This is a genomic window from Hymenobacter armeniacus, assembly GCF_014699055.1.
In the GTDB taxonomy this organism is placed as follows: domain Bacteria; phylum Bacteroidota; class Bacteroidia; order Cytophagales; family Hymenobacteraceae; genus Hymenobacter; species Hymenobacter armeniacus.
In genome coordinates, this window is the sequence record NZ_JACXAC010000002.1 from 948242 (window position 1) to 963855 (window position 15614).

At 59.2% G+C, this 15614-nt stretch carries 11 protein-coding genes; all 11 read left to right on the top strand.

Annotated elements, in window-relative coordinates:
- Window positions 1–80 precede the first annotated feature (80 nt).
- The 11 genes from IC234_RS08280 to IC234_RS08330 all read left to right on the top strand — a co-directional run bounded on the left by IC234_RS08280 (window position 81) and on the right by IC234_RS08330 (window position 15482).
- On the top strand, window positions 81–2891 hold the full coding sequence (locus tag IC234_RS08280) for a glycoside hydrolase family 2 protein (RefSeq protein WP_190923371.1): 2811 nt from the start codon (window positions 81–83) through the stop codon (window positions 2889–2891).
- Between the two features lie 121 nt (window positions 2892–3012).
- A complete protein-coding gene (locus tag IC234_RS08285; RefSeq protein WP_190923372.1) occupies window positions 3013–3186 on the top strand; it encodes a hypothetical protein in 174 nt (57 codons plus the stop codon).
- On the top strand, window positions 3176–3682 hold the full coding sequence (locus IC234_RS08290; RefSeq protein ID WP_190923373.1) for a hypothetical protein: 507 nt from the start codon (window positions 3176–3178) through the stop codon (window positions 3680–3682). Before IC234_RS08285 ends, IC234_RS08290 begins: the two co-directional genes overlap by 11 nt.
- Window positions 3683–3742: 60 nt before the next feature.
- Entirely contained in the window at window positions 3743–4900 is a 1158-nt protein-coding gene (locus IC234_RS08295) for an acyltransferase family protein (RefSeq protein ID WP_190923374.1), read from the top strand.
- A gap of 331 nt (window positions 4901–5231) precedes the next feature.
- Complete coding sequence (locus tag IC234_RS08300; RefSeq protein ID WP_190923375.1) at window positions 5232–6086, top strand: hypothetical protein; 855 nt, start codon at window positions 5232–5234, stop codon at window positions 6084–6086.
- Between the two features lie 223 nt (window positions 6087–6309).
- Window positions 6310–9063: an alpha-L-rhamnosidase gene (locus tag IC234_RS08305; RefSeq protein ID WP_190923376.1), complete on the top strand. Its 2754-nt coding sequence runs from the start codon at window positions 6310–6312 to the stop codon at window positions 9061–9063.
- Between the two features lie 5 nt (window positions 9064–9068).
- Entirely contained in the window at window positions 9069–9407 is a 339-nt protein-coding gene (locus IC234_RS08310) for a hypothetical protein (RefSeq protein WP_190923377.1), read from the top strand.
- Window positions 9408–9488: 81 nt separating this feature from the next.
- Entirely contained in the window at window positions 9489–10724 is a 1236-nt protein-coding gene (locus IC234_RS08315; protein ID WP_190923378.1) for a glycoside hydrolase family 88/105 protein, read from the top strand.
- Window positions 10725–10749: 25 nt separating this feature from the next.
- Window positions 10750–11880 carry a sialidase family protein gene (locus IC234_RS08320; RefSeq protein ID WP_190923379.1) on the top strand — a complete coding sequence of 377 codons (1131 nt, stop codon included), beginning with the start codon at window positions 10750–10752 and terminating at the stop codon, window positions 11878–11880.
- Window positions 11881–12073: 193 nt separating this feature from the next.
- Entirely contained in the window at window positions 12074–13471 is a 1398-nt protein-coding gene (locus IC234_RS08325) for an alpha/beta hydrolase family protein (RefSeq protein WP_190923380.1), read from the top strand.
- Between the two features lie 124 nt (window positions 13472–13595).
- Window positions 13596–15482, top strand: coding sequence for a right-handed parallel beta-helix repeat-containing protein (locus IC234_RS08330; protein WP_190923381.1), 1887 nt, complete (start codon window positions 13596–13598; stop codon window positions 15480–15482).
- Window positions 15483–15614 lie beyond the last annotated feature (132 nt).

Genomic DNA, 15614 nt, shown 5'->3' on the forward strand with positions numbered 1-15614 from the left:
GCGCTACGCCTGCGCCGCCGTGGCTCCCCCTCTCCCCAAGGAGAGGGGGCCGGGGGGGTGAGGCGCCACGCCCGCACAATATGCTCAAATACCTACTAGCCATCCTGCTTCTCCCGCTGAGCCAGCTCCACGCGCAGCGCACCGAAACCCAGCTGCTCTCCGGCCCCGACAAAGACCACACCGTGAAGTGGCAGTTTTACTGCACCGCCGGCCGCAACTCGGGCAAGTGGACCACCATCCCGGTGCCGTCCAACTGGGAGCTACAGGGCTTCGGCAAGTACAACTACGGGCACGCTAAGGACACCGCGCGCGGCAAGGAAAAGGGGCTCTACAAATACCAGTTCAAGGTGCCAGCCAACTGGCAGGGCAAGGTCGTGAACATCGTGTTCGACGGCGCCATGACCGATACTGAAGTCAAAATCAACGGCCAATCGGCTGGGGCCATGCACCAGGGTTCGTATTACCGCTTCCGCTACGACATCTCGAAACTGCTGAAATACGGCAAAACCAACCTGCTCGAAGCCACCGTAGCCAAGCACTCGGCCAACGAATCGGTGAACGACGCCGAGCGGCGTGGCGACTTCTGGCTGTTTGGCGGCATCTTCCGGCCGGTGTTTCTGGAGGCGCTGCCGGTGGCTCACATCAGCCGGGCGGCCGTGGATGCGCGGGCCGATGGCTCCTTTAAAGCCAGCGTGACCATTAGCGGTGCGGCCGACGAAGCGGTGGGCCAGCTCTACACCCTAGGTGGGCAAAAAGTGGGCGGCGAGTTCCGGGCGGCCGTGGCGGCGGGCAGCCCCGCGCAGCTCCAAGCCACCGTGCCCAGCCCCCAACTCTGGACGCCCGAAACGCCCAACCGCTACCGCGTCACGTTCACGCTGCGGCGGGGCGGGCAGCCGGTGCACACCGTTAGCAAGACCATCGGCTTCCGCACCGTGGAGCTGCGCGAGCGCGAGGGCTACTACGTCAACGGCGTGAAAATCAAGTTTAAGGGTGTGAACCGGCACTCGTTCTGGCCCTCGTCGGGCCGTACTACCAGCAAGGCCCTGAGCATCATCGACGTGAACCTGATGAAGGACATGAACATGAACGCCGTGCGCATGTCGCACTACCCGCCCGACGACCATTTTCTGGCCGCCTGCGACTCGCTTGGTCTCTTCGTGTTCGATGAAGTGGCCGGCTGGCACGCCGCCTACAACACGCCCACCGGCACCAAACTCACCGAGGAAATGGTGGTGAAAGACGAAACTCACCCCAGCATCATCGGCTGGATAAACGGCAACGAGGGCGGCCACAACTTTGACCTGGACCCTGTGCTCGACCGCATGGACCTGCAAAAACGTCCCGTGGTACACGCCTGGCAGGTGTTTCGGGGCACCGATACCCAGCACTACATCAACTACGACTACGGCAACGGCACCCACCTGCACGGCCACAACGTGGTGTTTCCCACCGAATTCCTGCACGGCCTCTACGACGGTGGCCACGGCGCGGGCCTCGAAGACTACTGGGAGCAGATGTGGCGCGAGCCACTCTCGGCCGGCGGCTTTCTCTGGGACTTCTCCGATGCCGCCGTGGTGCGCACCGACAAGGGCGGCATCCTCGACGCCGACGGCGACCACGGCCCCGACGGCATCCTCGGTCCCTACCGCGAGAAGGAGGGCAGCTACTTTACCATCAAAGAAGTATGGAGCCCCGTGTTCTTCGAGCGCCGCGAAATCACGCCCGCCTTCGACGGCACCTTCCGCATCCAAAACCGCTTCACCTACACCAACCTCAGCGCCTGCCGCTTCACCTGGAAGCTCGCCCAGCTGCCCACGCCCGGCAGCTCCGCCGCGCCCGCCGCCCGCACCGGCAGTATCACCGCCCCCAGCATCGCGCCCACCGAGTACGGCCCCCTCAAGCTGCCCCTGCCCGCCGACTGGGCACAGGCCGACGTGCTCTACGTCACGGCCACCGACCCCGCCGGCCGCGAAATCTACACCTGGAGCTGGCCCATTGCCCACCCCGCGCAGGTGGCCCAGCGGCTGGTGCCCACCACCGGCCCCGGCACCGCCCGCCTCACCGAAACCGACTCGCTCTACACCGCCACCGCCAACGGCGTCACCTGCACCTTCAGCCGCCGCACCGGCCTGCTGCGCCAGGTGCGCAACGCCCAGGGCCTCATTCCGCTCACAAACGGCCCCGTGCTGGCCGAGGGCGAAACCGCCTTCGAAGGCCTCACCCAGCAACAGGATGGCGCCAACGTGGTCATCGACGCCAAGTTTGGCAAGGCCAGCCGCTACCAGTCCTTGCAGTGGACGGTGTACCCCTCGGGCTGGGTGCGGATGACGGCCAAGTACTTCCCCCGCGACTACGATTTTGCCCTGGCCGGCCTCAGCTTCACCTACCCCGAAAAGGAAGTAAAAGGCATCCAGTGGCGCGGCGACGGCCCCTACCGCGTCTGGAAAGACCGCATGAAAGGCACCAACCTAGGCGTCTGGACCAAGGCCTACAACAACACCAGCACCGGCGAGCCCGATGGCACCCAGAGCCCCCAGTACCCCGAGTTCAAGGGCTACTACTCCAACTTCTACTGGCTCACGCTCCAAACCACCGGCCAGCCCCTCACCATCGTCTGCGACCAGGAAGATGTGTACCTGCGCCTCTTCACGCCCCGCTTCGCCGCCAAGCCCTACAACACGGCCCCGGCCTTCCCCAGCGGCAACCTCTCGTTCATGCACGGCATCACGCCCATCGGCACCAAGTCGCAAAAGGCCGAAAACATGGGCCCCATGGGCAAAACCAACATGTACTACGACTACAGCAAAGACCCGTCGTATGCGAAGGAAATCACGCTCTACTTCGATTTCACCGCCAAGCCCGCCGCCACCAAAGCCGTCGGGAAGCGGTAGGAGGGGAGCGGCTTTGCTACGCCAGAACGGTCATGCTGAGCTTGTCGAAGCATCTCTACCGCTTCGTTGCTATCTTTAAGCAAGGTTTGGTAGTTCAAGAGTTGCGCTAAAGAATTCTGTCATGGCAAAGCTGACCCGGTACAATAGCTTCGAGGCGCTGAAATCGGATGTTCAGCCCAATACACGTACCGAAGCAGAGCGGGATAGAGTGTATTCAGAACTCGAAGAATTTATCAAGCTTTTACAGCAGGATTTAGCTGCCAAGAAGAAAGCGAAGCGTTCTAATGGACAGTAAGCTAATCAGCTCCCTGCTGACGGTTTGTAGAGTCCTCAACAAACACGGTGTTGATTACCTCGTTGTTGGTGGAATTGCAGTTGCGTTGCACGGCTATTTCCGGCGTTCAATTGCTTCAGATGGCGTAGTTGCGGATAAAGTCGATTTAGATATCTGGTATAATCCGACATACAGCAATTACTTCAAGGTTCTGAAAGCCCTAGAGGAACTTGGGCAGGATGTCAAGAAGCACAAGGAAGCGCAAACGCCAAATCCTAAAAAGTCCTTTTTTAGGTATGTCTTCGAAGACTTTACGCTTGACCTGCTGCCAGAACTGAAAGCGCCGCTAAGATTCGGAGTGTCTTTCGCAAATCGAGAGAATGCTGCTTTGGCCGAAGTCAATGTTCCGTTTATCGGCTTCGATGATTTGCTGACGGACAAAGCAGCCAATGCCCGGCCGAAGGACCTGGCAGATATAGCGCAATTGAAAGCCCGCCGCGCTTCCGAGGAAGGTTAACGAATGTGGTAGATATGCTTCGGCTGCGCTCAGCATGACCCGCTGTATCTTGCCAACCGCATGCAGCCTTCCCCGCTCCCCACCAAACCCCATTACCCCATCCTCGACGGCCTGCGGGGCGTGGCGGCGCTGATGGTGGTGGCCTTTCACCTGTGCGAGGCCCACGCCACCAGCCACCTCGACCAGGTGATTAACCACGGCTACCTGGCGGTGGATTTCTTCTTTTTGCTGTCGGGGTTCGTGATTGGCTACGCCTACGACGACCGGTGGGGCCGCCTCACGGTGAGCGGTTTCTTCAAGCGGCGGCTGGTGCGGCTGCAACCCCTGGTGGTGCTGGGCATGGCGATAGGGGCGGGGATGTACTACTTCCAAGCGTCGGCGCTGTTCCCCATCATTGGCCAGACGCCGGTGTGGAAGATGCTGCTCGTGATGCTCATCGGCTGCTTGATGGTGCCGGTGCCGGTGTCGCTCGACGTGCGGGGCTGGCACGAAACCTTTCCGCTCAACGGGCCGGGCTGGTCGCTGTTTTTCGAGTACGTGGCCAACGTGCTGTACGCGACGGTGGTGCGCCGCTTCTCCAACGTGGCGCTGGGCATCTTGGTGGTGCTGGCGGCGGGGGCGCTGCTGCACCTGGGCCTCACCAGTCCCCAGGGCGATGTCATTGGGGGCTGGTCGCTGGAGCCCGAGCAGCTGCACATCGGCTTCGCCCGCATGGCGTACCCGTTTTTTGCGGGGCTGCTGCTGTTTCGGCTGGCGCGGCTGCGGCCGGTGCATCATGCCTTTTGGTGGTGCAGCCTGGCGGTGGTGGCGGTGCTGGCCATGCCCCGCGTCGGCAGCCCCGCGCAGCTGTGGCAAAATGGGTTCTACGATGCGCTCTGCATCATTTTCGTCTTCCCCGCTATCATCTTCTTCGGGGCCAGCGGGGCGGTGCGCTCGGGCGCGGCCCAGCGGCTGTGCCGCTTCCTGGGCGATATTTCGTATCCGATTTACATCACCCACTACCCGCTCATCTACACCTACACGGCCTGGGTCGCTACCCATAAAGCGTCCTTGCGCGAGGGCTTGCCCGTGGCGGCGCTGGTCTATCTGGCGGCGGTGGCACTGGCGTATGTTTGCTTGAAGTTCTACGATGAGCCGGTGCGGGAGTGGTTGAGGAAGAATGTGTTGCTGGGTGAAAATACCATCGGGGTAACGGAAGACACGGCTATGGCGAAATAGGGAAAAACTAACAGTCTATAAGTGTGAATATGAATTTTTAGTGCTAATTATCAGAGGATTGGTTTTGTGGCAACGCTATTGAGATGCAAAAATTTGTTTGTTTCGGAATGACGCTATTAAATTGCAGTAAAAAAAAGGCTCTCAAAATTGTGCCCTATTTAAGAAATTGATGCTTGTGCAAAGTATGATATCCATACTTTGCATGGCATTAACAATCTTCCGCAGGAAGCGTGGACTGGTGTCCTAGATTGGAAACAATCTACTTGGGTTCGATTCCCAACCGGAAGAAAATACAACATAATATATTTGAGGGAGATTACTGATTCCTAACATGACAGCGCAGGAAATAGAGCAGTATTTTCAATACCATAATTCCAATGCAAAACTAATTGGTATAGGCCTTGAACAGCTTAAGTATCAGATTAAGAAGCATTATTTGGTGAAAAACAAGTCAGGCGACTATATTTATTTGCTTGATGACAGCAACCCTGAAAAAATAAAAACAAGGCAGGTTGAAAAGGTCCTTAGCCGGATGTATTCCGGTATTCAAGTTTCATGGGCTGAAGAGAGCATAAAACGATTGTTGTATGAAAGAAACCTTTTGACAGATATTCAAAGGACATACTTAATCAGAAAATCTGCTCTTGACCAGCGATGGCATGCTGCTTTGAAATTAGTTTTTTGTATTGCTTATGAAATAGTGCCCACGACTGATGAAACTTGCCAATCGGTTGACGTTAATGATGAAAGAGGTAATTTAGGAGACGAATTAGTAGACCAGTACTTTGAGTTGCGCGGTTTGATATCAAACTATTTATCTCCTAATTTTTCAATTAGAAACAAAGTGCAACATGGAGAATGGGAATTTGCATTCAAGGCTCCGCATTCAGAAGAATTTAGTCTAGATATTACCAATAAGATAAATAGAGAAAATATTATAACGACAACTTCTCGTTACAATCTTGTAAATGCATTTTACCAGCTATTGGTAGATTTAGGTCGCTTTAAAAGTAATGCGTTTGCTTTAGACTCAATGATGACCCCATTTGAATATTTTTACCCGAAATATATGAGGAAAATAAAGGGTGAAATTTTAAAAATAAATAATCCTAATTTAAACACGTATATAGTGGAAATGCTTGGAAAAGCAGCTAGAGGAGATGTTCATAAGCTTTCGCAAACATGATTTTGGTTTCTTTACAAGAAATATTAATCAGGTGCGGTTATTCCACCATCCTCCCCACACCATGCACAAATCGACCAGATTCGTGCTAACATCCTAGAATAACGGGAAGCAAAAAAGTCCGAACTATGTGGGTGCCGAACTGCGCCCCGCGCACCCCCCAGCCGGCCCGGTGGCCGAAGCGCTTGCTCTACGTTGGGGCGGGCGCAGGGGGGAGGCTCCGACTATGACTGCCCGACTCCTGTTTCTTCTGCTTACTTGTTTGTCGCTCACGGCGTTGGGGGCTGTGCCGCCCGCCGCCGTGCAGCTTCAGCGGCTGCGCTGCGAGCTGCTGACCAACCCCGAAGGCATCGACGCCACCGCCCCGCGCCTGAGCTGGGAGCTGCGCAGTGCCGCGCGCGGCCTCACCCAAACCGCCTACCAGGTGCTGGTGGCCTCGACCCCCGACAAGCTGGCCGCCGACGAAGGCGACCTCTGGAACTCGGGCAAGGTGGCGTCGGGCCAATCGGTGCACGTGGCCTACGCCGGGGCGCCGCTCCGCAGCCGCGCCCGCTGCTACTGGAAGGTGCGCACCTGGACCGACCAGGGCGAAACCGCCTGGAGCCCGCCCGCCCGCTGGAGCATGGGCCTGCTCAACTACCTCGACTGGAAAGGCCGCTGGATTGGCCTGGACCGCGCCTTTCCCTGGGACGATGAATCGACCCACGCCCGGCTGTCGGCCCGCTATTTCCGCAAGGAGTTCAAGGCCGACAAGCCGGTGACGCAGGCCACCGCGTCCATCATCGGGCTGGGGCTGTACGAGCTGTACCTCAACGGCCAGCGCGTGGGCGACCAGGTGCTGGCGCCCGGCCCCACCGACTACACCCAGGGCGTGAAGTACAACACCTTCGACGTGACCACGCTGCTGCGGCCCGGCGCCAATGCCCTAGGTACCGTGCTGGGCAACGGCCGCTTCTACGCCATGCGGCAGCACTACAAGCCGTACAAAATCAAGACCTTCGGCTACCCCAAGCTGCTGATGCAGCTGGACGTGACCTACGCCGACGGCAGCCACGAAGTCATCAAAACCGACGAAACCTGGCAGGCCACGGCCGATGGTCCCATCCGGGCCAACAACGAGTACGACGGCGAAGAATACGACGCCACCAAGGAAATGCCGGGCTGGGCCACCGCCGGCTTCGATGCCAAAAAGTGGCTCAAAGCCGAGCTGGTGCAGGAGCCCGGCGGCGCCTTCGAGGCCCAGATGAACGAGAACATGAAGGTGATGGAAACCCTGAAACCGGTGGCCCTCAAGCCGCTGGCGGGCGGCAAGTTCATCCTCGACATGGGCCAGAACATGGCCGGCTGGCTGCGGCTGCGCGCCACCGGCAAGCGGGGCGACAAAATCACGCTGCGCTTTGCCGAGACGCTGCAAAAAACCGGCGAGCTGTACGTGGCCAACCTGCGCGACGCCCGCGTGACCGACGTGTATACGCTGCGCGGCGGCGCCCGCGAAACCTGGGAGCCCACGTTTGTGTACCACGGCTTCCGCTACGTCGAAATTAGCGGCTACCCCGGCACGCCCACGCTGGCCGATTTCGACGGCCGTGTGGTGTATGACGACTTGGCCACGACGGGCGAGTTTACCACCTCCAACGTCACTATCAACCAGGTGTATAAGAACGCCTACTGGGGCATTCGGAGCAACTACAAGGGCATGCCCATCGACTGCCCGCAACGCAACGAGCGGCAGCCCTGGCTCGGCGACCGCACCACCGGCGCGTATGGCGAGAGCTTCGTGTTTGACAATTCGCGGCTGTACGCGAAATGGCTCGACGACATCGCCCAGGCCCAAAAAGCCGACGGCAGCATCCCCGACGTGGCCCCCGCCTTCTGGCGCTACTACGGCGACAACGTGACCTGGCCCGGCACCTACATCACCATCGCCGATATGCTGTACGCGCAGTACGGCGACGCCCAGCCCATCGCCAAGCACTACGACTCGATGCGCCGCTGGCTCGCCTACATGCGCGCCAACTACATGACGGACAATAACATCGTAACCAAGGATAAGTACGGCGACTGGTGCGTGCCACCCGAGTCGGAGAAGCTGATTCACTCGCAGGACCCCGCCCGCAACACCAGCGGCGAGGTCATCGCCACGAGCACCTACTACCACCTGCTGACGCTGATGCAGCGCTTCGCCACTGTGCTCGGCAAGCCCGCCGATGCGCAGGAATACGCCGCCCTAGGTGCCAAAATCAAGGCCGCCTTCAACCAGAAGTTCCTGAACGCCCAGCAGCAGTATTCTAATAATACGGTAACGGCCAACCTGCTACCCCTGGCCTACGGCATGACGCCGGAGGCCGCGCGGGGCAAGGTGTTCCAGAACATCGCCGATAAAATCCTGGTCGAAAACAAGGGCCACATCAGCACCGGCGTCATCGGCACGCAGTGGCTCATGCGCGGCCTCACCGCCGAGGGCCGCCCCGACATTGCCTACCAACTGGCCACCAACCGCGATTACCCGAGCTGGGGCTACATGGCCGCCAACGGCGCCACCACCATCTGGGAGCTTTGGAACGGCAACACCGCCGACCCCGCCATGAACTCCCAAAACCACGTGATGCTGCTCGGGGACTTAATCATCTGGGATTACGAGAATCTAGCAGGCATCAAATCGGCCGCGCCTGGTTTTCAGGAGCTTGAAATGAAACCCGCGCTCATTGACGGGCTGACGTCGGTGCAGGCGTCTTATAACTCGGTGCGCGGCCTGGTGCGCAGCAGTTGGACGCGGGATGCGAAGCGCTTCACCTGGAACATCACGGTGCCGGGCAATTCTAAGGCGCTGGTGTATGTGCCGGCCAAGGATGCGAAGGACGTGATGGAAGGCGGCAAAAAGGCTTCTGGTGCGGCTGGAGTGAAGTTTTTACGGATGGAAGGAGGTAGGGCGGTGTTTGAGGTTGGGTCGGGGGAGTATGCGTTTGTGGCGAAGCAGTAGAATCAATGCTGCAAGAGAAACGTCATGCTGAGCTTGCCGAAGCATCTCTACCGCTTCGTTGTAAAAGTAATCCTATGAGAAATCTACTTGCTTGGAGAATGTACCCAGAACCAGACGGTACGAACTACTATGAGGAGGATTTAGATACTGAGGAGAAGGTTGAGCACTTATTTGACTACTGCCAAATACTTGAAGCATCGGTTTTTGATGAAGGGTGGAAATTCTTGTTGCACCGCTATGGTATAAAGACACTGTATGAGATAAATGAGCGAAGTGGCTGGTATGATGTCACAGATGCTGATGATTTTCAACTGTATCTGCCTGCTCATCTCTTCGATAAGTAAGGCATCAAATTGAATCCAACGAAGCGGTGGAGATGCTTCGACAAGCTCAGCATGACAGGCGTTAAGACTTCGCCAAAAAGCATGAATAAAGAACAGATTATCAATAGAGTAAAAGCAAGCGGCCTGGCCCTAGCAATAGGCGCCACGCTACTAGCGTGCCCACCAGCCGCCCAGGCCCAAACACCCACGCCCACCATCGCGCAAATCCCCGCCACCACCAAGTGGTCGGAGCGCATGGCGCAGTCGGTGTTGAAGCGGAGCCCGTGGCTGCAAGACCCTAACCTAGGTGACTCCTGGGGCTACACCCAGGGGCTGCTGATGCATTCGCTGGAAGCGTTGGAGCACCAGAACCACGACCCGCGCCTGCGCACCGCCTTGCAGCAGTATGGTGACAAGATGGTGGATGCCCAGGGCGAGATTCACAACAAAGATTACAAGCCGCTCGACAACAGCCTCGACAACATCAACTCAGGCAAGCTCCTGTTTCAACTCTACACCGATACTAAGCAGGAGAAGTATAAAGTAGCCCTGCAAAAGCTGCATGCGGAGCTTCAGCAACAGCCCAAAACCACTGACGGCGGCTACTGGCACAAGAAGAAATACCCCAGCCAGATGTGGCTCGACGGGGCCTACATGGCCAGTCCGTTTGTGGCGCAGTACGCGGCGTATTTCAAGGAGCCGGCCGGGTTCGACGAGGCGGCCAAGCAGTTGCTCTTGCTCGAAAAGCACTTGCGCGACCCCAAAACCGGCCTGCTCTACCACGGCTGGGACGAGAAGCACGTGCAAGCCTGGGCCAACCCCCAAACCGGCCAATCGCCCAACTTCTGGGGCCGCGCCATCGGCTGGTACGGCATGGCGCTGGTGGATGTGCTCGACTACCTCCCCGCCAAACACCCCGACCGCCCCAAGCTGGTGCAGGTACTCGACCAACTGGCCGTCGCCATTCAGAAATACCAAGACCCCGCCAGCGGCCTTTGGTACCAGGTGGTGGACAAGGGAGGCCAGCCCGGCAACTACCTGGAGGCGTCGGCCTCAGGCATGTTCGTGTATACGCTGGCCAAGGGCGTGAACAAGGGCTACCTCAATAAGAAGTACCGCCCGGTGGCACAAAAAGGCTTCGACGGCATCACGACCAAGCTCATTGAGGTGAAGCCCGACGGTGAGCTCAACCTGCTGCAAGTGTGCGAAGTAGCCGGCCTCGGCCCCGGCACCGAGCGCAACGGCTCCTACGAATACTACGTGGGCGAGCGCATCAAAATCAACGATTTGAAGGGGGTAGGGCCGTTCATCCTGGCCAGCCTCGAACTCAATAAATAGCGGCTTCGGCCGGCTACGAATAGCTATGAAAAAGACTCTCTTGCTAATGTCCCTTGGCGTGCTCGGGCACGCAGCTGTAGCCCAAACGCAGCCGTGGAAACAAGGCATTGTCACCGACGAATTTATCTTCGAAAAAGCGTCCTTCCCCGAGAGCCACGCCGCCACCATCGCCGAGACGCCGAAGGGCCTCGTAGCCGCCTGGTTTGGCGGCACCAAGGAGCGCAACCCCGACGTGGGCATCTGGGTGAGCCGCCAGGAAAACGGCCGCTGGACCGCCCCCGTGGAGGTGGCCAACGGCATCCAAAACGAAACCCTGCGCTACCCCACCTGGAACCCGGTGCTCTACCAGGCCCCCGGCGGCGAGCTGCTGCTGTTCTACAAAATCGGCCCAAAGCCCTCGGACTGGAAGGGCTGGCTGCGCACTTCCAAAGACAACGGCCTGACGTGGTCGGCGGCCCAGGCGCTGCCGGAAGGCTACATCGGGCCGGTGAAAAACAAGCCTGTACTGCTCAAAAACGGCACCTTGCTCTCGCCCACCAGCACCGAGGGCAGCGGCGGCTGGCTGGTGCACTTTGAGGCTTCGCCGGATTTTGGCCAGACCTGGACCAAAACCGCGCCTGTGCCCAACGGCGCAACCCAGGGCGCGATTCAGCCCAGCATCCTCACCTATAAGGACGGTCGCCTGCAAGCCCTCTGCCGCAGCCGCGACCGCGCCATCCTCGAAACGTGGTCCACGGACCAAGGCAAAACCTGGTCGCCCCTCGCCAAAACCACCCTGCCCAACAACAACTCCGGCACCGACGCCGTGACTCTGAAAGACGGCCGCCAGCTGCTGGTCTACAACCACGTGCTACCCCCCGGTACCCTCGCCAAAGGCCCCCGCACCCCCCTCAACGTGGCCGTATCGAAGGATGGCAAAGAGTGGTACGCGGTGGCCATTCTGGAAGACTCGCCCATCAGCCAGTACTCGTACCCCTCGGTGATTCAGACCAAAGACGGGCTGGTGCATTTCGTGTACACCTGGCGCCGCCAGCGCATCAAGCACGCCGTGCTCGACCCGAAAAAGATGAAGCTGGTGAAAATTGAAAACGGCGTGTGGCCGGCAGTGAAAGGCTATAAGGCGCCGGTGGGTGAGGCGGAGATTACGAAAGATTGAGCTTGGCTCGTTCAACGTGGCGCCTCACCCCCCGGCCCCCTCTCCGAAAAGGAGAGGGGGAGCCTGACGACTTCCTAACTAGAACTAAGATTAAAACTAGAAGCTAGTTCCCCCTCTCCTTTTCGGAGAGGGGACTAGGGGGTGAGGCGCCCCGTTAGCGCGGCACCCTAAAACACCAACCGCATTCCCACCCATGTCCAGATTTTTCCGCCTGCTTCTAGGTTCCCTGTTCCTCACCGCCGCCGCCCAAGCGCAAAACTCCGATGACCAGTACCAAAAGCCATTGCAGCAGGTGCTTGAGGAGATTCAGCAGCGCTACGGAGTAAAAATTCGGCCCGACGCCGCGATGGTGAAGGACAAATACGTGACCTACGCCGAGTGGCGCTTCCGCCCCGACGTGGACGAAACCTTGCGTAGCGTGCTCGCCCCGTTCGACTACCAGGCGGCGAAAACCGGCGACAAAACTTACAAGCTTAAGACCTTCCAGTACCACCTCAAAACGCCCGATGAAGGTGCCGCCCAGTTGGCGCAGCTAGCCAGCCAGTACCACGACGCGGCCACCTGGGAAAAGCGCAAGGCCGAGCTGCGCAGCTGCATGTGGGCGGCACTGCGGCTGTCGCCCATGCCGGCCAAACCCGCCAGCAAGCCCATTATCACCAACAAGCGGCAGTTCGACGGCTACACCGTGGAGAACGTGGCTATCGAAACGCTGCCGGGCTACTACATGACCGGCTCGATTTATAAACCCACCAAGGCCAAGGGCAAAATCCCGGTTATCATTAGTCCCGACGGGCACTTCGGCGACGGCCGCTACCGGGCTGATGCGCAATTGCGTTGTGCCACGCTGGCTCGCATGGGCGCGATGGTGTACAGCTACGACCTGTTTGCCTGGGGCGAGTCGCTGCTGCAATTCAAGGGCGAAGACCACCGCCGCAGCCTCGCGATGACGGTGCAGGCCCTGAACGGCGAGCGGGCGCTCGACTATTTACTGTCCTTGAAAGAGGCTGACAAAACCCGCGTGGCCATCACCGGTGGTTCGGGTGGCGGCAGCCAAACCATGCTGCTCACGGCGCTCGACGACCGTATCAAAGTGAGCGTGCCGGTGGTGATGCTCTCGACTTACCATAGCGGCGGCTGCCCCTGCGAAAGCGGCCAGCCCGTGCACCTCTGCGGCAACGGCACCAACAACGCCGAAATCGCCGCTATGGCCGCCCCGCGCCCCCAACTCGCCATTACTGACGGTGGCGACTGGACCGCCCAGACGCCTGAAGTCGCTTTTCCATACCTGCAAAAAATCTACGGTTACTACGGCAAAGCCGACCTTGTGCAAAATGCCCATTTGCCCAAGGAGGGGCACGATTACGGTCCTTCGAAACGGCAGGCCATGTACGAGTTTCTAGCCAAAAACCTAGGGCTGAATTTGGCGGCCGCTGAGCATAAAACCGGCAAGCTGGACGAGTCGAAAGTGACCATTGAGAAGGAGGAAGCGCAGCACGTTTTTGGGCCGAAAGGGGAGGGGCTGCCGGCGAATGCGCTGCACAGCTTCGAGGACTTGCAGGCGGTGTTTGCGAAGTCAACAGCTGCCCGGTAAATGCAAAAAAGGTCGTCATGCTGAGCGAAGTCTAAGCATCTCTACCTAAATACTAATCTCAATGATTTCAACGAAGCAGTAGAGATGCTTCGGCTACGCTCCGCTTCGCGGACGCCAGATAGGCATGACACGGACCTTTATTCTAAATCTGTTTGCCCTCAGCCTGCTAGGTGCCGCACCAGCTCACGCTGCCGACATCTGGGTGGCGCCCACCGGCTCCGACCGCAACCCGGGTACTGCCGAGAAGCCGCTAGCTACCGTTGCCGCTGCCCTGCGCCAGGTGCGAGACCTGCGCCGCCTGCACGACCCGGCCGTAGAAGCCGGCGCGCACATCTGGGTGCGCGGTGGGGAATACCGACTGACTGAACCCCTTTTCCTGCGGCCGGAAGATGCCGGTACCGCCACGAGCCCCACCATAATTGAGGCTGCGCCCGGCGAGCAGCCGGTACTCAGTGGCGGCGTAGTGGTAACGGGCTGGCAAAAAGCCCTTGGCAAAATCCCGGGTCTGCCAGCTGCCGCGCAGGGGCAGGTGTGGGTGGCCGCCGCGCCGCTGCTATCGGGCCGCGCCCTCAACTTTCGCCAGCTGTGGGTGAATGGCCGCAAAGCCACCCGCGCCCGCACGCCCAACAACGACAACCTGCCCCGTCTACTCACCTGGGACACCGATAAGCGGGAAACGCTGGTGCCAACCGCCGCCCTGGCCTCGGTGAAACAGCCCGGCCAACTGGAAATGGTGCTGCACCAGATGTGGGCCGTGAACGTGCTACGCGTGAAATCCTTGGCCGTGCAGGGCGACAAAGCCCGCGTGACGTTTCAGGAGCCCGAAAGCCGTATCCAGTTCGAGCATCCTTGGCCGCGGCCCATCATCAACGGCAAAAACGGTAGCTCGGCCTTCTACTTTACCAACGCCATCGAACTGCTCGACCAGCCCGGCGAATGGTTTTATGACGCGCCGCACGGGCAGGTGTATTACTGGCCCCGCGCTGGCGAAAACCTGGTCACCGCCCAGGTAATAGCGCCGGCTCTGGAAACGGTGATTCGGGTAGCCGGCACCCTCGACCAGCCGGTAGGCTACGTGCAGTTCAAAGGGCTGACGTTCGCCTACACCACCTGGCTGCGGCCCTCGGAGCAGGGCCATGTGCCCTTGCAGGCCGGCATGTACCTGCTGGATGGCTACTCGCTGGCCAAGCCCGGCACGCCCGACAAAGCCGGCCTCGAAAACCAAGCCTGGATTGGTAGGCCGCCAGCCGGGGTGGAGATGCAAAACGCGCACCATACCCGCTTCGAGCGCTGTCAGTTCCTGCATATGGGCGCGACAGCGCTGGATTACCAAAGCGGCACTCACGACGACGTCATCACCGGCTGCACCGTGCGCGATGTGGCTGTGAACGGGGTGCAGCTGGGCAAATTCTCCGACGAGAGCGTGGAAACGCACCTGCCATACAACCCAAAAGACGAGCGGGAAATCTGCACCAACGAGTTGCTGGAAAACAACCTCGTCACTGACTGCGGCAACGAGGACTGGGGCGCGGTGGGCATTGCCGCGGGCTTCGTGCGGGGCACTACCATTCGGCACAACGAGGTGGCGCAGGTGCCCTACACCGGCATCAGTCTGGGCTGGGGCTGGACCAAAACCACCAATGCCATGCGCGACAACCGCGTGCTGGCCAACTACATTCATCACTACGCCCAGCACACCTACGACGTGGCCGGCGTGTACACGCTTTCGGCCCAACCGGGCACAGTCATCAGCGAAAACCGTGTGGATGAAATTGGCCGCGCCCCTTACGTGCATGACCCTGACCACTGGTTCTACCTCTACCTCGACGAAGGCTCGTCTAATATAACGGTGCAGGACAACTGGTGCCCGGCCGAGAAGTTCCTGGCCAATGCCAACGGGCCGGGGAACGTGTGGAAAAACAACGGGCCAATGGTAAGCGAAGCCATCAAGCAAGCGGCGGGGCTGGAGGCGGGGTATCAGGATTTGCGAAAAATTTCGCTCCAGAAATGAATAATAAAAGAATGAAAGAACGTCATGCAGAGCGCAGCGAAGCGTTTCGCGTGCCGCAGTAATCAATGGTATCCCAACGAAGCGAGCGAGATGCTTCGCTGCGCTCGGCACAACACACTACCAAAAAACACA